The sequence below is a fragment of the Microbulbifer mixtoriginis (SeqCode) genome, from assembly GCF_052466765.1.
Genome location: NZ_CP174289.1, coordinates 1,217,613 through 1,236,804 on the forward strand (window position 1 = coordinate 1,217,613; position 19,192 = coordinate 1,236,804).

At 54.4% G+C, this 19,192-nt stretch carries 17 protein-coding genes and 1 tRNA gene; 6 read left to right on the forward strand and 12 right to left on the reverse strand.

The features are described 5' to 3' along the window. Nucleotides 1-16 precede the first annotated feature (16 nt). The 8 genes from ACJJIV_RS05385 to ACJJIV_RS05420 all read right to left on the reverse strand — a co-directional run bounded on the left by ACJJIV_RS05385 (nucleotide 17) and on the right by ACJJIV_RS05420 (nucleotide 9,279). Nucleotides 17-2,461, reverse strand: coding sequence for a heavy metal translocating P-type ATPase (locus ACJJIV_RS05385; RefSeq protein ID WP_444891025.1), 2,445 nt, complete (start codon nucleotides 2,459-2,461; stop codon nucleotides 17-19). Then, complete coding sequence (locus ACJJIV_RS05390; protein WP_252084949.1) at nucleotides 2,458-2,982, reverse strand: FixH family protein; 525 nt, start codon at nucleotides 2,980-2,982, stop codon at nucleotides 2,458-2,460. The genes ACJJIV_RS05385 and ACJJIV_RS05390 overlap by 4 nt, the downstream gene beginning before the upstream one ends. Before the next feature lie 84 nt (nucleotides 2,983-3,066). Then, on the reverse strand, nucleotides 3,067-4,485 hold the full coding sequence (gene ccoG / locus ACJJIV_RS05395) for a cytochrome c oxidase accessory protein CcoG (RefSeq protein WP_444891026.1): 1,419 nt from the start codon (nucleotides 4,483-4,485) through the stop codon (nucleotides 3,067-3,069). Between the two features lie 139 nt (nucleotides 4,486-4,624). Continuing rightward, nucleotides 4,625-5,533, reverse strand: coding sequence for a cytochrome-c oxidase, cbb3-type subunit III (gene ccoP / locus ACJJIV_RS05400; RefSeq protein ID WP_252084947.1), 909 nt, complete (start codon nucleotides 5,531-5,533; stop codon nucleotides 4,625-4,627). Next, the gene (locus tag ACJJIV_RS05405) at nucleotides 5,533-5,769 is read right to left on the reverse strand and encodes a cbb3-type cytochrome oxidase subunit 3 (protein WP_252084946.1); all 237 of its coding nucleotides are present in this window, start codon (nucleotides 5,767-5,769) and stop codon (nucleotides 5,533-5,535) included. Before ACJJIV_RS05405 ends, ccoP begins: the two co-directional genes overlap by 1 nt. Nucleotides 5,770-5,787: 18 nt before the next feature. After that, the gene (gene ccoO / locus ACJJIV_RS05410) at nucleotides 5,788-6,405 is read right to left on the reverse strand and encodes a cytochrome-c oxidase, cbb3-type subunit II (RefSeq protein ID WP_252084945.1); all 618 of its coding nucleotides are present in this window, start codon (nucleotides 6,403-6,405) and stop codon (nucleotides 5,788-5,790) included. Nucleotides 6,406-6,416: 11 nt separating this feature from the next. Next, on the reverse strand, nucleotides 6,417-7,871 hold the full coding sequence (ccoN, locus tag ACJJIV_RS05415; protein ID WP_252085974.1) for a cytochrome-c oxidase, cbb3-type subunit I: 1,455 nt from the start codon (nucleotides 7,869-7,871) through the stop codon (nucleotides 6,417-6,419). 187 nt (nucleotides 7,872-8,058) lie between these two features. Beyond that, on the reverse strand, nucleotides 8,059-9,279 hold the full coding sequence (locus ACJJIV_RS05420) for an argininosuccinate synthase (RefSeq protein WP_444891027.1): 1,221 nt from the start codon (nucleotides 9,277-9,279) through the stop codon (nucleotides 8,059-8,061). Between the two features lie 321 nt (nucleotides 9,280-9,600). Between ACJJIV_RS05420 and pyrC the strand changes: the two genes are divergently transcribed. From pyrC to ACJJIV_RS05435, 3 genes are all read left to right on the forward strand, one after another. Further along, a complete protein-coding gene (gene pyrC, locus ACJJIV_RS05425) occupies nucleotides 9,601-10,632 on the forward strand; it encodes a dihydroorotase (protein WP_252084943.1) in 1,032 nt (343 codons plus the stop codon). A 90-nt stretch (nucleotides 10,633-10,722) separates the two neighbouring features. Then, nucleotides 10,723-11,397, forward strand: coding sequence for a ribonuclease T (gene rnt, locus ACJJIV_RS05430; protein ID WP_252084942.1), 675 nt, complete (start codon nucleotides 10,723-10,725; stop codon nucleotides 11,395-11,397). A gap of 174 nt (nucleotides 11,398-11,571) precedes the next feature. Beyond that, on the forward strand, nucleotides 11,572-11,766 hold the full coding sequence (locus ACJJIV_RS05435; RefSeq protein WP_252084941.1) for a PFL_1563 family small protein: 195 nt from the start codon (nucleotides 11,572-11,574) through the stop codon (nucleotides 11,764-11,766). A 135-nt stretch (nucleotides 11,767-11,901) separates the two neighbouring features. On the opposite strand, the gene secF is transcribed toward ACJJIV_RS05435, so the two are convergent. From secF to queA, 4 genes are all read right to left on the reverse strand, one after another. Next, complete coding sequence (secF, locus tag ACJJIV_RS05440; RefSeq protein ID WP_252084940.1) at nucleotides 11,902-12,903, reverse strand: protein translocase subunit SecF; 1,002 nt, start codon at nucleotides 12,901-12,903, stop codon at nucleotides 11,902-11,904. Between the two features lie 11 nt (nucleotides 12,904-12,914). Next, on the reverse strand, nucleotides 12,915-14,783 hold the full coding sequence (secD, locus tag ACJJIV_RS05445; RefSeq protein WP_444891028.1) for a protein translocase subunit SecD: 1,869 nt from the start codon (nucleotides 14,781-14,783) through the stop codon (nucleotides 12,915-12,917). 205 nt (nucleotides 14,784-14,988) lie between these two features. Then, nucleotides 14,989-16,107: a tRNA guanosine(34) transglycosylase Tgt gene (gene tgt / locus ACJJIV_RS05450; protein WP_444891696.1), complete on the reverse strand. Its 1,119-nt coding sequence runs from the start codon at nucleotides 16,105-16,107 to the stop codon at nucleotides 14,989-14,991. 14 nt (nucleotides 16,108-16,121) lie between these two features. Then, nucleotides 16,122-17,195, reverse strand: coding sequence for a tRNA preQ1(34) S-adenosylmethionine ribosyltransferase-isomerase QueA (gene queA / locus ACJJIV_RS05455; protein ID WP_444888286.1), 1,074 nt, complete (start codon nucleotides 17,193-17,195; stop codon nucleotides 16,122-16,124). Between the two features lie 178 nt (nucleotides 17,196-17,373). On the opposite strand from queA, the gene ACJJIV_RS05460 reads away from it, so the two are divergent. The 3 genes from ACJJIV_RS05460 (at nucleotide 17,374) to ACJJIV_RS05470 (ending at nucleotide 19,156) form a co-directional block, all read left to right on the forward strand. Beyond that, nucleotides 17,374-17,460: transfer RNA gene (locus ACJJIV_RS05460), tRNA-Leu, on the forward strand. A 351-nt stretch (nucleotides 17,461-17,811) separates the two neighbouring features. Continuing rightward, nucleotides 17,812-18,285 (forward strand): hypothetical protein, encoded by a 474-nt coding sequence (locus ACJJIV_RS05465; protein WP_444891029.1) that lies wholly within the window; start codon nucleotides 17,812-17,814, stop codon nucleotides 18,283-18,285. 1 nt (nucleotide 18,286) lies between these two features. Then, on the forward strand, nucleotides 18,287-19,156 hold the full coding sequence (locus tag ACJJIV_RS05470) for a DUF2971 domain-containing protein (protein WP_444891030.1): 870 nt from the start codon (nucleotides 18,287-18,289) through the stop codon (nucleotides 19,154-19,156). Nucleotides 19,157-19,192 lie beyond the last annotated feature (36 nt).

Below are 19,192 nucleotides of genomic sequence, written 5' to 3' on the forward strand. Positions count from 1 at the left end.
GCTTCACTCCTCTGTATTAATCCGCCAATCTGGGGCGAATATTGGGCTCTACACGGGTGGTGTCCTCTGTAGAAGGTGCGGCTCGAGACAAGCGCAGTGCATTGATGACCACTACCAGAGAGCTCAGAGACATACCAATAGCGGCGGCCCATGGAGGCACCAGGCCGCACACCGCCAGGGGTAGTGCTATGACGTTATACCCCAGGGCCCAGGCCAGATTTTGACGTACCACCCGGCGACACTTACGCGCCAGAGCGACAGACTGCGCCAACACCCGCAGGTCACCGTTGAGCAGAATTGCATCCGCGCGGGATTGGGCCAGGTCAGCGGCAGACATCATCGCCACCGACGCGTCAGCACCTGACAATACCGGCACATCATTGAGGCCATCACCCACCATCAGGACTTTCTCCCCCGCGTCCTGCCGCTGCTTCATATGGGAGAGCTTGTCTTCGGGCGATGCACCAGCGCGGAAACCTTCGATGCCCGCCTGGGCAGCCAACCGTTTTACTTCAGCGGATTGGTCGCCGCTCAACAATTCAACTGACAGGCCCATTTGGCCCAGCTGCTCAACCGCCTGTGCAGCGGAGTCCCGCAATTTATCGCCAAGCGCGATCCAGGCGATGGCGCCAACCTCATCGGCCAGCAACAGCCACTGCCCCTCTCCCTGTGGAGCTGTAATAGATTGCATGATGACAAAATCGGCTCGGCCCAGGCGGTAGCGGTTGCCCTCTATCTGCCCCTCCAGGCCGCGGCCTGTATGTACCTTGAGCTGGCTTGCAGTCAGGTTGCCACGCCAGGCACGAAATGCCCGTGCCAGTGGATGGTGAGTTTGGGACTCGAGTGCTGCAGCCACATCTTTGACTTTCTGTTCGGTCCAGCCATCACGCAGTAAATCAATATGCAGGATGCGTGGTTCGCCACGGGTCAAGGTACCGGTTTTATCGAACACCACACGACTGATGCGGGGCAAGGTCTCTAAAAGACTGCCGCCAGCAACCAACAAGCCCAGCTCCTGCAGACGCAGAGTTGCTGAGGCCAATGCCGCGGGAGTCGCCAAAGACAAAGCACAGGGGCAAGTCACCACCAACACGGACAAGGCCACCCAAAATGCCCTACTCGGGTCCAGTTGCCACCAGACCGCGAAAGCACTCAGGGCTGCAACCAGTACGACTCCGACAAAAATGCCGGCAACCCGATCCGCCAGGGCTACCTGAGCTGGCTTCTCCAGCTGGGCGCGCTCCACAAGACGCTCAATTGCCGACAAGCGCGTGGATTTTCCGGCGGCAGTGACACGCACGGTAAGACTGGAATCGCCGTTGACGCTGCCTGCATACACAGGACTGCCCACGGTCTTTTGCTGTAGCGCGGATTCACCACTGAGTAGCGATTCATCTACGCCACTCTCACCTTCGAGTACCTCACCATCAGCGGGAATCGTATCGCCGGGGCGCAGTAAAATCCGGTCGCCAGCCGCCAGGGCTGCTACGGGGACGTGGGCAACCTCAGTGCCGTCATATCTTGCCGCGGTCATGGGCAACAGCTGCGCGAGCCCACCGCTGGCTAGCCCCGCTCGGTGGCGCGCGCGCATCTCAACAGTGCGCCCCAACAGCAAAAAGAAGGTAAACATGGAGATGGATTCAAAATATACCTCGCCGGTACCGAATACGGTGGCATAGAAACTGGCCCCATAGGCCAGGCCAATAGCGAGGGAAACCGGCACATCCATACTTAAATGGCGCGTGCGCAGACTGCGCAGGGCCGCGCTAAAGAAAGGCCGCGCGGCATAGAACACTACAGGAGTGGCTACCAGCAGAGAGACCCAGCGGAAGTAGCGTTCGAACTCACCCACATCACCGCTGCCGGCACCAAAATAGAGGGCGATGGCGAACATCATCACCTGCATGGTACCGAGACCAGCGACCCCGAGGCGGCGCAGGGCAGCGCGATGCTCACTCTGAATTACACTTTCGCGGTTGGCGGCAGTCGCCGGCGCAGGGCGATAGCCGATCTGCTCCAGGGCCTCAAACAGGGCGCTGGGTTGAATCTGCTCTGGATCGAAAACAATTTGCGCACGCTGGGTACTGGCGTTGACCGAGACTTTCTCGATACCGGCTAATTGCCCCAGATGTTTTTCTATCAACCAGACACAGGCGGCACAAGTAATACCACCGATCAGCAGCGCCGCCATTTGGCGCCCGCCGTCCCAGTCGTGCACAAACTGCTGCTGCACTTCGGGAAGATCATAAGCACTCCAGCGATCCTGTGGCTGGTTCTGCTCCGGGCGATCACTTTGTTTTTCCCGATAACGGTAAAAGCCGTCCAATCCCCCGGAGACAATTGCACTCGCCACGGCCTCACACCCCGGACAGCACATGCTGCGCGGGACACCTTCGATCACAACAGAGTGATTACTGCCAGCGGGAACCGGTAGCCCACAGTGATAACAGGGTGACTTCATTGACTGCCGGGATTCATGGGCGCCGCGTTGCCCAGGTCGAAGTTAATCTCGCCTTTCAAACGCCACTCGGCTTGCTGATGTGCACTTGGGTCAAGTTCAGGCATCAGGCGCAGGTACCAGCGGCTTTTTAAGGCGCCCGGTACTTCACCGGAATAGCGCCCCACAGAGAGCTGTGACAACTCGATATGCTGGTCCAGATCCTCTTCCATCGGGTGGCTCAAAGTCAGCAGAAGTTTTTCCGGGTAGTCGGTATTGCCATTCAATTCGACAGTAACGCCACCTTCAGTGCGCTGGAACTGCACCAAGGCCGCCAGCCCCAGAGCTTTGGCACGCTGGTCTTGCTCCGCGGAAAAATGGTACATGCGGCTGTCTTTGTAGTAGGTATCGCTGACCTGATCATCAGCAAAGCGCACGGCAATGGAGACCGTAATAGAGGAGACTACAACCACCGTAATCAACGGTGCCAAGACCATCCAGGCCCAGAATTCCCGATACCAGGGTTTCGACGTTGGTTCATTCATCGCGTTACCAAAATTACCGTTTTATGCAGAAAAGCAGAGCCCGCCTGAGCGGGCCCGTACTTTGCAACGGGAACGGCTTCCCGTCTACTGCTTGGGACCAATAAATACCGCTCGATGCTTATTGACCAGCTCCGGGTCATCGACAGCCTGCACCACGATATCAATATCGTGCTTGGTGTCCTTCAGCTGAGTCTCGGGCACACTCACCCGAATCGGTACCGGGTAGATCTCCCCGGCCTTCAGGTAAATATTGCGCGGTTTGCGCACCGAATAATCATAATTCGGATTGCCCTCAACACGGATCGTGAACTCATGAGCTGCCTGATCCATATTGCTGATCTTCACGGTATACACATTCTGCACCAACCCTTGTGAAACCCGATACATACGGGCACCGCGGTCACGGGTGACTTCTGCCTCGATAGGACTGCGAGTTGCCACCTGATGCGAAAACAATCCTATCATGGCCAGCAAAACGACTGCGTAGCCAAACAGTCGCGGACGTAAAAAGTTCGTCTTGCCAGTCTGTAGTTCGTCTTCAGAGGTGAAGCGAATTAAGCCCTGCTCATAGCCCATCTTATCCATGACGCTGTTACAAGCATCGACACAGAGACCGCAGTTGATACACTCAAACTGCAAGCCATCGCGAATGTCGATATCCACCGGGCAAACCTGCACACACCAATAGCAATCGATACAGTCACCCATACCTTCGGCTTTGTAGTCCACGTTCTTTTTGCGCGGCCCGCGAGTCTCACCACGCTTGGCATCGTAGTAAACCGCAAGGGTATCCTCGTCGTACATCACCGACTGGAAGCGCGCATAAGGGCACATGTATTTACATACCTGTTCCCGCAAGAAGCCCGCGTTCATGTAAGTGGCAAAGGTAAAGAAAGCTACCCAAAAGACACCTTGCGGATGAGCTTGAAAGGTGGCGAGGTCTACAACCAACTCACGAATGCCATAGAAGTAGCCAACGAAAGCCAAGGCTGTAGCCAGAGAAATCAACAGCCATAAAGCGTGCGTGCCGCCCTTGCGCAGAACCTTTTCCACGTTCCACGGGGCCTTATCCAGCTTCATGCGCTTGTTGCGATCACCCTCGCAGATACGCTCCGCCCACATAAACATCATGGTCCATACGGTCTGAGGGCAAGTGAAGCCACACCAGACCCGCCCCATCCAGGTGGTAACAGCAAACAGGGCGAAGGCGGCAATAATCAGCAGCCAAGCCAGTAGGAAGCCGTCCTGGGGGCCAAAGGTTGTCCAGAAAATATGGAATTGTCGGGTGGGGAGATCAAAAAAGACTGACTGGCGCCCGTCGATATTGATCCAGGGAAGAAAGAAGAAAGCCAGCAACAATGGCAGGCCGGTATATTTGCGGATACGGGTGAAAACACCCTTGATATGTCGGATGTAAATTTTATCGTCCGACTCATACAGCATGCGATAGCGAACCTCGCCATCACCTTCCTGTTCCTCACGGGTTGGAATTAAATCACTCACACAAACCTCACTCTCGCACGGACACATCTTGTACGCGGGCCAGGCAGCCACTTATTTTGAGGCTTTTTTCTCCGTCCCTGCAGCGCCCGGAGTCCCTTGAAAAAACAAGGCCCAGCAAATGCCGGGCCTCAATAGTAAATTACTGCTGTTCTTCGTCCTGCTGGGACAGGCTGTAGACATAAGCCGCTACCAAGCGGATTTTGTCTTCACGCAGTTTATCTCTCTGCGCGGGCATCATATTGGAGCGCCCACTGCGAATGGTGTGCTGGATCTGCTCCCGGCTGCTGCCGTAGAGCCACAGATCGTCGGTCAGGTTGGGAGCACCCAGGGCTTGATTACCCTTGGCGTCCATTCCGTGACAGGCCATACATACAGTGTTAAACACCTTCTGGCCTTCAGCAGCCATCGCCTTGTCGTGGTTTAGGCCATTGAGAGAGAGCACATACTCGGTGGCATTGCGCACACCCTCTTCACCAATAATCGGACCCTGTGGAGGCATCATACCCTGACGCCCATTGTATAGGGTCTCAAGGATTTTCTCCGGGGTACCACCATACAGCCAAGCGTTATCGGTCAGGTTGGGGAAGCCAAAGTTACCGCCGGCATCGGCACCGTGACACACCGCACAGTTGTTAGCGAAGATTCGAGAACCCATTTTTAGGGCTTCCGGGCTCTGCGCAATCTGCTCAATAGGCATATCGAGGTATTTGCCAAACTGCTCGTCGAACTTTTCCTGGGCCTTAGCCTGGGAAGCTTCCAACGCGCCGACAGATGACCAACCACCAAGGCCTTTGAAGTTACCCAGGCCTGGGTAGATCACCAGGTAAACTGCTGAGAACACCAGTGTGGCGATAAACAGCAAGAACCACCACTTGGGCAGAGGATTGTCGTACTCCTCAATACCGTCGTAGACGTGGCCGGTTGTTTTGTTTTCCGGTTCAGCCTGGTCGTCAACCGCTACTTTTCGGTTGGCGAACAACACCCAGGTAATCAACGCCAGATTGGCGAGGGTGAGTACAATTACCCACACACTCCAGAATGTACTCATTACTTATCCTGCCCCTGTTTTCGTTCAGTCCCGGGCTTTTGCCCGGATTTGGATTCGTCCTTCTGAGCAGCCGACGAATCATCCTTATCGGCTTGCTGCTCATCATCGGCAAATGGCAAATTGGCATCTTCTTCGAAGCGCTTCTTGCGCTTCGGAGAGAAAGCCCACCAGCAAATAGCCAGAAAGGCCAGTGATCCCAGAACCAGTCCGATTTCCCGCAAAGTTTCGATAGTCACGAGTTTCCTTCCTCGCTATTAGCGTTTTTGGGTAACCAGGGTACCCAGCTGTTGCAAGTAAGCGACCAGCGCATCAATTTCTTTCACCTTGCCACCTTTGAAAGGCTCAGCGGCATTGGCGATATCCTCATCGGTGTAGGGCACACCGACCAGGCGCAGCGCTTCCATCTTACGCGCGGTGTAATTACCAGTAACCACATTGTCGAACAACCAGGGGTAGGCCGGCATGATGGATTCAGGCACTACACTGCGCGGGTTGTACAGGTGAGCACGCTGCCATTCATCGGAATAGCGGCCGCCCACACGGGCCAGGTCAGGACCAGTACGCTTGGAACCCCACAGGAAGGGATGCTCGTACACGGATTCCTGTGCCATGGAATAGTGGCCGTAACGCTCCACCTCGGCGCGCAGCGGGCGCACCATCTGGGTGTGGCATACGTGACAGCCTTCGCGAATATAGATATCGCGGCCTTCCAGCTCTATTGCGGTCAGCGGCTTCTGACCCGGCAGCGGAGTGTAGTTCGCCTTGGTAAAGAACTGCGGGACAATCTCTACCAGAGCACCAAAGCTGATGGCGATAATGGTGAAAAAGATCATCCAGCCGATATTTTTTTCTACGATGTCATGATTCTTCACGATCTAAACTCCTATGCCGCAGGCACTGCACGAACGGTGTTATCGGCTTCGGCATCGTTTACTTTCTCAGTAATCGTGCGGTAGACGTTGTAAGCCATCAGCAGCATACCGACCAGGAACATGGCACCGCCCAACCAGCGCACCACATAGCCCGGGTGGCTCGCAACAACACTTTCCACGAAGCTGTAAGTCAGGGTGCCGTCGGCGTTGAAGGCGCGCCACATCAGACCTTGGGTAATACCGTTTACCCACATCGCAGCGATGTACAGAACCGTACCTACAGTGGCCAGCCAGAAGTGCGCGTTGATCAGCTTGGTGCTGTACATTTCGCGACGCTTCCACAGAACCGGAACCAGGTGGTACAGAGCACCGATAGAGATCATCGCAACCCAGCCCAATGCGCCGGAGTGTACGTGACCGATAGTCCAGTCGGTGTTGTGAGACAGAGCGTTCACAGTCTTGATGGACATCATCGGGCCTTCGAAGGTGGACATACCGTAGAAGGACAGGGATACCACCAGGAAGCGCAGGGTAGGATCGGTGCGCAGCTTATGCCAAGCGCCAGACAGGGTCATGATGCCGTTGATCATACCGCCCCAGGAAGGCGCCAACAGGATCAGGGACATTACCATCGCCAGGCTCTGTGCCCAGTCGGGCAGCGCTGAGTAGTGCAGGTGGTGACCACCGGCCCATACGTACAGGGAAATCAGTGCCCAGAAGTGCACGATAGACAGCTGGTAGGAGTAAACCGGACGACCAGCTTGCTTAGGTACGAAGTAGTACATGATGCCGAGGAAGGCCGCAGTCAGGAAGAAGCCTACCGCGTTGTGGCCGTACCACCACTGGATCATCGCATCCTTGGTACCGGAGTAGATGGAGTAAGACTTGAACGGAGCAACCGGAATTTCCAAATTATTAATAATGTGGAGTACGGCAATGGTGATGATGTAAGCACCGAAGAACCAGTTGGCAACGTAGATGTGGGAAGTCTTGCGCTTCATGATGGTGCCGAAGAACACCAGCGCATAAGCCACCCAAACTACGGCGATCAGGATATCGATCGGCCATTCCAGTTCAGCGTATTCCTTGGTGGAGGTGAAGCCCATCGGCAGGGTAATAGCCGCTGCCACGATAACGACCTGCCATCCCCAGAAGGTGAAGGGAATCAGCCAGCCGCCCCAAAGGCGAACCTGACAGGTGCGCTGCACCACATAGTAGGAGGTGGCAAACAGAACACTACCACCGAATGCGAAGATAACCGCATTAGTGTGCAGTGGCCTCAATCGCCCAAAGTGCGAGAAGGGCTGCCAGAAATCGTTCAGCTCGGGCCAGGCCAGCTGAGCCGCGATCAATACGCCCATGCCCATACCAAAGATGCCCCAGACCACGGACATGATGGTGAACTGGCGCACGATATTGTAGTCATAGTCCGGCACAGGGCCGGTCTTTGCCACCGTTGTCGTCATGTTTTTACTTCCGTTGCTTTTAAAATTCGGTTCCACTGAGCGGGCCTGGCCCACCACTGGGTCTGCAGCAGTCATGTATGAACCCGCTCATAACGTCGAAGGCATACACATAACTGTCACTGTTGGCCAGAAAAGGATTTAAGCGCATCCATTTCCAGCCTTGACTGATCTAAATCAACTAAGCCGACTAAATCAATTTTCTTCCTTTACCGGCGGCGATGCGCAGGCGCAGGGCATTGAGCTTGATAAAGCCCTCTGCATCTTTTTGGTTGTAGGCCCCGGCATCATCCTCGAAGGTAGCGATACGCTCATCGAAGAGGCTATCTACAGAGCGGCGGCCTACTGCAGTGACACTACCCTTGTAGAGTTTCAGGCGTACTTCACCATTCACCACTTCCTGGGATTCATCGATAGCGGCCTGCAACATACGGCGCTCAGGCGACCACCAGTAACCGTTGTACACAAGATCCGCGTAGCGCGGCATCAAGGAATCTTTCATATGCGCCACTTCGCGATCCAGCGTAATGGACTCGATAGCGCGGTGCGCCTTCATCAAAATTGTTCCACCGGGAGTTTCGTAACAACCGCGGGATTTCATACCCACATAGCGATTTTCCACAATATCCAGGCGGCCAATGCCGTTAGCTCCACCCAACTTATTCAGTTTTTCCAGCAGGGTGGCCGGGCTCAAACGCTCACCGTCGATTGAGACTGGATCACCTTTCTCAAAGCCGATGGTGATGTAAGTCGGCTCTTCTGGCGCGGCCTCTGGGCTCACACTCCAGCGCCACATATCTTCCTCGGCTTCCGCCCAGGGATCTTCGAGGATGCCGCCCTCGTAGGAAATATGCAGCAGGTTGGCATCCATCGAGTAAGGGGATTTTTTCTTCGTAGAAGAGAAATCCACTGGAATCTTGTGCTGCTCGCAGTATTGCATCAGCTTTTCGCGGGAATTTAAGTCCCATTCGCGCCAGGGCGCGATTACCTGAATACCCGGCTTCAGTGCGTAGGCACCCAGCTCAAAGCGCACCTGGTCGTTGCCTTTACCGGTGGCACCATGGGAAATAGCATCGGCACCGGTCTCGTTGGCAATTTCAATCAAGCGCTTGGCGATCAACGGGCGCGCGATAGAGGTGCCCAGCAGGTACTCGCCCTCGTAAATCGCATTGGCACGGAACATTGGGAAAACAAAATCCCGCACATATTCCTCGCGCAGATCGTCGATATAAATCTCTTTCACACCGAGCGCCTCGGCCTTGGCCCGCGCCGGTTCAACTTCCTCACCTTGGCCAATATCCGCAGTGAACGTCACTACTTCACAGCCGTAAGTATCCTGCAGCCATCGCACAATCACTGAAGTATCCAGTCCGCCGGAATATGCCAGTACTACCTTCTCGATTTTGCTCATTGCTGTCCTCTGCTGCTGGATTTTTGCCGCCACGATCAAAGTGCGGCGATTGGAATCACCTATCTGTGAAGTTTGTTTCGTTCTGGGGGAGGTTATTCTTGGAGGTATGCCCAGGCTCGGTATTTATGGGCACAATTAATACCCACACACTTTATCGGGGCGCGATTGTAGCGCCTCTGCTCGCAATCGACTAGCGCCAAGGTGAGAGTCTATACAATTGATTAACTTTTAACCGGACCGCGCATCGCATTTTGACCCTGCATCGGGTAGCATGCGCGCCGCACAGAGACACTTCTACAGCAATTGATATCCTGGAGTACCATGACGGAGCAAATCACTCTTCGCGCCCCCGACGACTGGCATATTCACCTGCGTGATGGCACCGCCCTGGAACGCACCGTTGGCGATGCCGCCCGACAATTCCACCGCGCAATTGTGATGCCAAACCTGGTACCGCCCGTCACCACCGGTGAAGGCGCAGCCGCATATCGCGAGCGCATTCTCGCGCATATCCCAGCCGGTCGCACCTTTGAACCGCTGATGGTGATTTACCTCACCGACAAGACCGATGCCGAAGTGATTCGCCAGGCCCACGCCAGTGGCGTAATCGCAGCAAAACTCTACCCGGCTGGTGCCACCACCAACTCCGACTCCGGCGTAACTGACATTGCCAATATTTACCCGGCTTTGGAAGAAATGCAGTCCTGCGGCATGAAGCTGTTGGTACACGGTGAGGTCACCACCAGCGATATCGATATTTTCGACCGCGAGCAGGTATTTATCGAGAAGACCCTAGCGCGCCTGGTAGAAGATTTCCCCACTCTGAAAGTGGTTTTTGAGCACATCACAACCGCCAATGCCGCTGAGTTTGTGCAAAATGCCCGCGAAGGCGTTGCCGCGACGATTACCGCGCACCACCTGCTGTACAACCGCAACCATATGCTGGTTGGCGGTATTCGCCCGCACTTCTACTGCCTGCCAATTCTCAAACGCGGCGATCATCAGTCGGCACTGATTGAAGCCGCCACCAGTGGCAGCCCGAAATTTTTCCTCGGCACCGACTCGGCCCCCCACGCGCACCACAAGAAGGAGCACGAGTGCGGCTGTGCCGGTTGCTACACCGCTTACTCCGCTATCGAGCTGTACGCCGAAGCCTTTGAGCGCGCCGGCAAGCTGGATAAGCTCGAGGGCTTCGCCAGCAATTTCGGGCCGGATTTCTACGGCCTGCCGCGCAATCAGGACACCATCACTCTGGTGAAGCAGCCCTGGGCACTTCCCGAAGCGCTGGATATGGGCGGCGAAAAGCTGATCCCCCTGGCCGCCGGTGAAACCCTGAACTGGAAGCTCGTATAATTCCAGTTCAAACCCTCGCGGGCCCAAGCCCGCGAATCCCCTACCCCGCCGGATTTACCCCGGCACAACTGAGATTTACAAGGACCCAAAGTGACCCCGGCCGAAGAACCCACAGGACCAAAGAGCTCCCTTGCCCAGCGATTTCGCGGCTTCCTGCCGGTTGTGATCGATCTGGAAACCGGCGGCTTTAATGCGCGCACCGATGCCCTGCTGGAAATTTCGGCGGTAATCCTGGATATGGATGAAGAGGGGAAACTTTTCCCACTGGAAACACACAGCTTTCACCTGGAACCATTCGATGGCGCCAATGTGGAGCAATCGGCGCTCGACTTTATCGGCATCGATCTGGAATCCCCCGAGCGCGAGGCCTGGCCCGAGGAAATCGCCCTGCCGGAAATGTTCCGCAAGATCCGCAGTGCCGTGAAGAAACACAGCTGCACCCGCGCCATTATGGTTGCCCACAACGCCCACTTCGACCTGGGCTTTGTGAATGCCGCGGTTGAACGGACCGGGATCAAGCGCAATCCCTTCCACCCCTTCTCCTGCTTTGATACCGCCACCCTCGCCGGGCTCGCCTACGGCCAAACCGTGTTGGCGAAAGCCTGCCAGGTAGCCGGTATTGAGTTCGACAATAGCTGCGCCCACTCCGCCGAATACGACGCGGAAAAAACCGCAACCCTGTTCTGCGGTATCGTCAACAAATGGCGGGAACTGGGTGGCTGGCCAGTGGCCAATACCGAACTCCTGGAGCAGGAGACCGAATAATCCTCGTTCGGGCCAGTGCAACTGGCCCTCTCCCACAAACCGCCCTTTAGTGACAGTACAATCTCTGTATATGGCGGCAAACTGTGCACTATGAGTGCCACTTAGGCAGTTGGATGCTTTTTTATCCAATTTGCTGTATGATGACTGGCCAACCCAAAACACCGGACAGTCACCGTGGCCAAAAAAGCATCCTCCTCTTCCAGTCGTAAGCAGACCGCCCCCTTAGAGACCAGCGAGAGTATTGAGGCGCAAGTGCAAGCCTTTTTGGAGAAGGGTGGCGAGATCGAGCAGGTCCCCAAGGGTGTCAGCGGCCAGACCAACACTTCCGGCCCCAAACATATCACTCTGGGCAAAAAACCTCGCAGCTAACTGATTGCCACTCGCTACGCAAATTACCCCACAGTGAAAACCCCGATTGCAGTGCTTACTTATCAGTGACTGAACAATCGGGGCAAAAAAAAGGCCGCTAAACAGCGGCCTTTTTTATTTGGAAGCTCTTCCCGATTAGGGCATTTCTTCCAGCTCTGCGCCTTCTTTCACCGGCGGCATCAGATCCTCTTTGCTGATCTTCAATGCCATCAGCACGTTCGCTGCGACGTAAACAGACGAGTAAGTACCCACAACCACACCGACAATCAACGCCAGGGAGAAGTTGTGGATCAGCTCACCACCAAAGAACTGCAGTGCCCAAAGCACTAACAAGGTGGTGAAAGAGGTCATAAAGGTACGGCCCAGGGTCTGACTGATAGAGATGTTAATAATCTCCTCCGACTCTGCCTTGCGCACTTTACGGAAATTCTCGCGGATACGGTCAGATACCACGATAGTATCGTTCAACGAGTAACCAATCACCGCCAGCACCGCCGCCAACACGGTCAGATCGAAGTCCAGCCCCATCAGAGCAAAGAAGCCCAGCACAATAATGACGTCGTGCCCCAGTGCCGCTACCGCGCCAACCGAGAACTTGTACTGGAAGCGCAAAGCGACGTACATCATCACCAGTGCCAACGCCACCAACATACCCAGGCCGCCGTCGTCGCGCAGCTCGGCACCCACTTGCGGGCCGACCAGTTCGACCCGGCGCAGGGTAACGGTGCCCTCACTGCCAGCACGTAGAACTTCAACCACCTTGTCACCAATAGGCGTTGTGGTCTCCTGATCGGTGGCGCTAATGCGAGTTTCTTCTTCGGCTACCTCTGGGGGCAACTTGATCATCAGCTCGTTATCAGAGCCGTAGTTAACAACCGTGGCGCCCTCGAAGCCGGCATCTTCCAACTGAGTGCGCACGTCGTTAATAAACGGAGTAACTTCGTAGCCCACTTCTACCTGGGTACCGCCGGTAAAATCCAGACCGAACTTCAGGCCCTTGGCCGCCAGTATCCCGATCGAAGCCAGCACCAGTACAACGGATAGTACGGTGGCAAACTTGCGCCAGCGCATAAAGTCGTACACGCGCTTGCCCATGTACTCGGTAATCTTTCCGCTTTCCACTTTGGTCTCACTCATGGCCAGCCTCCTTAAATCCAGAGTTTCTGTACACGGCGACCGCCGTAGAACAAGTTGATGATTGCGCGCGTGCCCATGATGGCACTAAACATAGAGGTGAGAATACCGATAGACAGGGTCACCGCGAAGCCCTGTACAGGGCCGGAGCCGATAGCGTAGAGGATCACCGCCACAATCAGGGTAGTGATATTCGCATCCACAATGGTGCTGTAGGCGTTATCGAAACCGGCACTAATCGCTGTTTGGGGAGGCATCCCATTCCTGAGCTCCTCCCGTATTCGCGAGAAGATCAGCACGTTGGCATCCACCGCCATACCCACAGTCAATACGATACCGGCGATACCGGGTAGCGTCAGGGTGGCGCCGAGAATCGACATCACCGCCACCAGCAGAATCATATTGACCGCCAGGGCAATATTGGCGGCGAGGCCAAATACCCGGTAGGAGATCAGCATACAAATAATGACTGCGAGCAGACCGATCTGTACCGATTGCACCCCCACCTTGATGTTATCCGCACCCAAGGACGGGCCGATCACACGCTCTTCCACAAAGTACATGGGAGCGGCCAGCGCACCGGCGCGCAGCAGCAGGGCCAGTTCCTGGGCTTCTGCCGGGCTGTCCAGTCCGGTTACACGGAACTGTTTGCCCAGGGCGCTCTGCACGGTGGCCAGGCTGATAATCTTTTTATCTTCGGTTCTAACCTGTTCGACAATCTCATTGCCCTCGGCATCCATTTTGGTCTGCGGGGTAAAACGGGTCTCGATAAACAGGGTACCCATACGGCGGCCGACATTCTTCCAGGTGGCGCGGTGCATCAGCTCACCACCACGGGAATCCAGGGTGATATTCACCTGGGGAAGACCGCTCTCATCGTAGCCGACACGCGCATTGGTTACGCTGTCACCCTTGATGATGATCTTGCGCTCCAGCCAGGCGCCGCCGTACATCTGCTGTTGGCGCTCGCTGCGGTACTCGAAGTACTCCTTGTTGGTGACCAGCTCATCGGGGCGGGCCTCCATACGGTATTCCAGGTTGGCGGTCTTACCGATAATCCGCTTGGCTTCGGCGGTGTCTTGAACACCGGGCAGCTCCACCACAATACGGTTGCGCCCCTGGCGCTGTACGATCGGCTCGGCCACACCCAGCTCATTCACCCGGTTGCGCAGGGTGGTGAGGTTCTGGGAAACCGCGTAATCCTCAAGTTGCTTGATCTCTTGCTCAGACAAGGTGGCCCGGATTTCCAGGTTCTCGCCACTGCCGGTTTCGCGCAGTTGCAACTGCGGGAATTCCTTGCGCATGGTGGAAAGGGCCAGACTGCGCAGCTCCTCGTTGCGGAAGCGCGCGACAATCTCGCGATCGTCGATCAGGTTAACGCTGCGGTAACGGGCCTTGGCCGCGCGCAGTTTGGTTTTCACATCCTGCACATAGCCTTCCATATTGGTTTTTACGATGGTGTTGGTATCCACCTCCATCAGGAAGTGCACACCACCGGCCAGGTCGAGACCCAGCTTCATGGGGCTGGCGCCGATATCACTGAGCCACTGGGGGGTAGTCGATGCCAGGTTTAGAGCAACCACATAGTCGCTGTGCCCCAGAGCCTCCTGAATCGCGCGCTTGGCAGGCAGCTGCTGGTCGATGGATTCGAGGCGAATCAAAATCGCCTTGTCACCAACCTCGCCACCGAAGTGGGGAATACCCGACTCATCCAGGGCTTTGCGCGCCTTGGTGAGGACGTTCTCGTCCATCTCCATGGCACTGGACTGCCCGGAAATCTGCACTGCAGGGTCCGGCTTGTAGAGGTTGGGCGCGGCGTAGATCAGGCCGAAGGCCACAACCGCGAGAATCAGAAAGTACTTCCAGATCGGGTAGCGATTCATGCTGTTCTCATTGTTCTAGTGTGACCCCGAGGGCCGGTAAATCTTGGCAATCTGCCTGGATATGTGGGCGCAGTACACAAATTGCAAGGTGCACAGCCGCCGACAAAAGTGGGAGCGATTATACGGGGATCGAATGAACGGACAAATGACAGGGGCACAATCGTGCGATCGACTGTGCCCCAGATAGGATAAAAGTGCGACAGGGTTAGGCCTGCAGTGGCGGCACCTCGCGGCCCAGACCGCGGTAGAACTCCGCGACATACGCCTCCAGCTCATTGGCGGCAATGGCGTCGCGCAGCTTTTGCATCAGACGCTGGTAGTGGCGCAAATTGTGAATCGTATTCAGCTGCGCACCGAGAATTTCACCGCAGCGATCCAGGTGATGCAGGTATGCGCGGGAGAAATTCTCACAGGTATAGCAATCGCACTCTTCCTCCAAGGGACCCGTATCGTGGCGGTGCCTGGCGTTGCGGATTTTCACTACACCCTCAAAGGTAAACAGATGGCCGTTGCGGGCATTGCGCGTGGGCATGACGCAGTCGAACATATCCACACCACGGCGCACCGCCTCGACAATATCCTCCGGCTTGCCCACGCCCATCAGGTAGCGCGGCTTATCTTCCGGCATCTTGTGCGCCAGGTGATCCAGTACCTTGATCATCTCTTCTTTCGGCTCACCCACAGACAAGCCGCCAATGGCATAGCCATCGAAACCTATCTCGGTCAGGCCGCGCAGGGACACATCGCGCAATTCCGGGTACATACCGCCCTGTACAATACCGAACAGCGCCGATGGGCTATCGCCGTGGGCCTTCTTGGAGCGCTCCGCCCAACGCAGGGACAACTCCATAGATTTGCGCGCTTCGTCAGTGGTGGCCGGATAAGGCGTGCACTCATCGAAGATCATGACGATATCGGAACCCAGGTCCCGCTGAACGCGCATGGATTCTTCCGGGTCCAGAAATACCGGACTGCCATCGATCGGCGAGCGGAAGGAAACCCCCTCTTCGGTAATCTTGCGCAGCTCGCCCAGGCTAAACACCTGGAAACCGCCGGAGTCGGTAAGGATCGGTCCGGACCATTGAGTAAAATCGTGCAGATCGCCGTGGGCTTTAACCACTTCGGTTCCCGGGCGCAGCATCAGGTGGAAAGTATTGCCGAGAATAATCTGCGCACCGATCCCTTCGATATCCCTCGGCAACATGCCTTTCACGGTGCCGTAAGTGCCCACCGGCATAAACGCCGGGGTTTCCACCACACCGCGAGGGAAGCGCAAGCGGCCGCGACGGGCCTTGCCATCAGTGTTATCCACTTCAAACTGCATAAAACATTCGCGGCTCACTGGGTATCTCCTTTCGCTGGTGCGACTTCTTCTTTTTTGGCATTGGGATCGCGGGTAATAAACATGGCATCGCCGTAACTAAAGAAGCGGTAACGCTCCTCAACTGCGGCCTTATAGGCGGCCATCGTATGCTGGTACCCCGCGAAGGCGCTCACCAGCATCAATAAGGTGGATTCCGGCAGATGGAAGTTGGTGACCAACTTATCCACAACCTGGAATTCATAACCGGGATAAATAAAGATATCTGTCTCTCCCACGGTGGCCTGTAACTGGCCACTGCGCGCCGCACTTTCCAGCGCGCGCACGCTGGTGGTGCCCACCGCAATCACGCTGCCATTGCGCGCGCGGCAAGCGGTTACCGCATCCACCACTTCCTGGGAGACATCCAGCACTTCGCTGTGCATCTGGTGCTCGTAAATATTGTCCACGCGCACCGGCTGGAAAGTACCCGCACCCACATGCAGGGTAACGAAGACAACCTCGACACCTTTATCCCGCAGCGCACCGATCATTTCATCATCAAAGTGCAGCCCCGCCGTCGGCGCCGCCACTGCACCGGCGTTGCGGCCGTATACGGTTTGGTAGCGTTCGCGATCGCTGGCATCGTCTTCACGATCAATATAGGGAGGCAGCGGCATATGGCCGAGGCGATCCAAAATCGCCAGCACACCCTCTTCTTTGGGGAAGGACAATTCAAACAGTGCATCCTTGCGGCCGGTCACCTCTATACGGGTACCGTCTTCAAGGACAATGGTTGAACCGGGTTTGGGCGACTTACTGGAGCGCACATGGGCCCAGATATCCGTCTCATTGAGCACCCGCTCCACCAGGATTTCCAACTTACCGCCGGTCTCCTTTTGCGCGAACAAACGCGCCGGGATCACCCGGGTATCGTTAAAGACTATCAGGTCACCTGCCTGTACCTGGTCGAGAATATCTGGGAACTGCCGATGTGCAATGGCCCCGCTGGGCCCATCCAGACACAAAAGACGGCTGCCACGGCGCTCTTCAGTAGGCGCGCGGGCGATCAGCTCATCGGGCAGATGAAAGTCAAAGTCCTGACGCTGCATGGAATCCTGGAAATCTAGAAACTATGGAGAGGTCGCGAAGGTTATAGGAAATTTTAGGAGCTGTTAACTGGGACGACAGAAAATGCGCTAAGTTATTGAAATCACTGGTTGACCCAGACTAAAGCATTGCTATAATCACGCCCTCTTCGCACCGACCCCAAGGTCGAGCAGCGAAAGTGCCAGAGTGGTGAAATTGGTAGACACAGGGGATTCAAAATCCCCCGCCCTTAAAAGCGTGCCGGTTCGAGTCCGGCCTCTGGTACCATATCTCAAACCCGCGATAGCGTAGGCTTTCGCGGGTTTTTCGTTTCTGCACAGACAACTTTGTAAAAGACTCATTTGTTGGTTTAAGCGCCAAAGTGTCAGCGCAAAATCACGTTGACACCTTGCTATCCCCTAAGCCTTCCGGCTGTGCAATATCCTTTCACTTCTCTTCGCAACTCTTCAAAGTGTGAAATCCCGAGCATCTCCAAACCCCGCACCATCTCAAGCCTGGCCCGCCAGACTCATTTCATCAACTAAAAGAGCGCCCAAAATCGGCAGGCGTGGGGAGGAGTGACCGGCGCCATTTTTTACTGCACAATTAATAACCAAAGAAAATCAGAGGGAGCTGATTTTGCGAATTTTTAAGGAGTTTTTGAATGTTGGAGCCTGCTTGGTAGCTTTATCTGGCTGCCAGGATGCAATGAAGGGAAATGAAATCTACCCAACGGTAGATAACCTGGTAGAAATCGAAGCTAGTCGAGTCAAAATCATGGAAGCCAGGAACACTGATAATGGTATCCAGATTGTGCTAGATGAATCATTAAGCAACAAATGTAATATTCAAATCCACAATGAAAAGTTAGGCTCCAAAATTGTGTACAACTCCTTAGAGGGGCAGCCTGATGGAGTTACAGCAAAATGCCAGTGGAACGGCAATCACTTCAAGCAATCTCGCAAGCACTTTACTTCCCTCGCTCTAAGGCTTGAAGAAAATGAAATTACAATTGATCTTCAGCTGCTAGACATGAGCAATAAAAATTATTTAGCTTTTACGCTGCTTGAAACCTCACTATCAAAGCAACTAAAAAAATCAGGACAGGTGTAAAGTGGAATTAATCTATCACTACACCGACATCAATGGACTTTATGGAATCATTGGTGAAGGTGAATTCTGGCTTACAGACCATCGCTTTCTCAATGATCACACAGAGGGTCATTATGCACAAACAATTTTAGAAGGATTTCAAGGTGAAATCTTAAATGATTGCAAAACGGAACATCATCAAGCAATCCTAACTATTCTCTATCAGGAATATCGAAATTTCAAAAATAACAGAGTGTATGTCGGGTCTTTTTCTGAAAAAAACATACTAAGCCAATGGCGAGGTTACTGCCCGAAAGAAGGTGGATATTGTATTGGTTTTAACAAAGCTAAGATAAGAGATATACGGCCTTTTCAAATAGCCACATGCAATTACAACGAACATCAAGCGATTAAGCAGTGGAAGCAGTTAGCAAGTTCAATAAATAAAAAACTAGAAAAGTATAAAAGAATTAAGGCCATTGGACCTGCCCTTTCTGCAGAATTCACACTTGAAGATTCAGCCTGGCCATTGACGATTGATTCTCAAGTAAACAGAATTAGAATGACCAACAAGCATCCTGACTATATGGATGAAAGAGAAACGCGAATATTTAGATTTGTAGAGCCAAGCTCAAAGCATAAGATTGTTAATGAAGAGTTATATGTGATTAAAAAAAGACTAGACATAAGAAAAACAGAGGTTTATTTCAGAAAATCAAAAACAGGGCTTGTGCCGTACATCAAACTTGAAAACATCGAAAACCTAATTGAAAAAGTACACCTAGGACCTCAAGGTAACCCTGAATTAAACGAACTAGCACTTGAAGAATTTAAGATCCACAATAAGAAACTAAAATTCGACATTGAAAAATCCGAAACACCATTTCGATAACAAAGTAGACTAAAGTCGTTAGCGGTCAAGCAAAAC

What these genes read in the sequence shown, in the direction of transcription:
- ACJJIV_RS05390 (WP_252084949.1), bottom strand. Translation starts at nt 2,982, where the DNA reads ATGAATGAACCAACGTCGAAACCCTGGTATCGGGAATTCTGGGCCTGG.
- secD (WP_444891028.1), bottom strand. Translation starts at nt 14,783, where the DNA reads ATGAATCGCTACCCGATCTGGAAGTACTTTCTGATTCTCGCGGTTGTG.
- secF (WP_252084940.1), bottom strand. Translation starts at nt 12,903, where the DNA reads ATGAGTGAGACCAAAGTGGAAAGCGGAAAGATTACCGAGTACATGGGC.
- pyrC (WP_252084943.1), top strand. Translation starts at nt 9,601, where the DNA reads ATGACGGAGCAAATCACTCTTCGCGCCCCCGACGACTGGCATATTCAC.
- ccoP (WP_252084947.1), bottom strand. Translation starts at nt 5,533, where the DNA reads ATGAGTACATTCTGGAGTGTGTGGGTAATTGTACTCACCCTCGCCAAT.
- ACJJIV_RS05420 (WP_444891027.1), bottom strand. Translation starts at nt 9,279, where the DNA reads ATGAGCAAAATCGAGAAGGTAGTACTGGCATATTCCGGCGGACTGGAT.
- ACJJIV_RS05385 (WP_444891025.1), bottom strand. Translation starts at nt 2,461, where the DNA reads ATGAAGTCACCCTGTTATCACTGTGGGCTACCGGTTCCCGCTGGCAGT.
- ccoN (WP_252085974.1), bottom strand. Translation starts at nt 7,871, where the DNA reads ATGACGACAACGGTGGCAAAGACCGGCCCTGTGCCGGACTATGACTAC.
- queA (WP_444888286.1), bottom strand. Translation starts at nt 17,195, where the DNA reads ATGCAGCGTCAGGACTTTGACTTTCATCTGCCCGATGAGCTGATCGCC.
- tgt (WP_444891696.1), bottom strand. Translation starts at nt 16,107, where the DNA reads ATGCAGTTTGAAGTGGATAACACTGATGGCAAGGCCCGTCGCGGCCGC.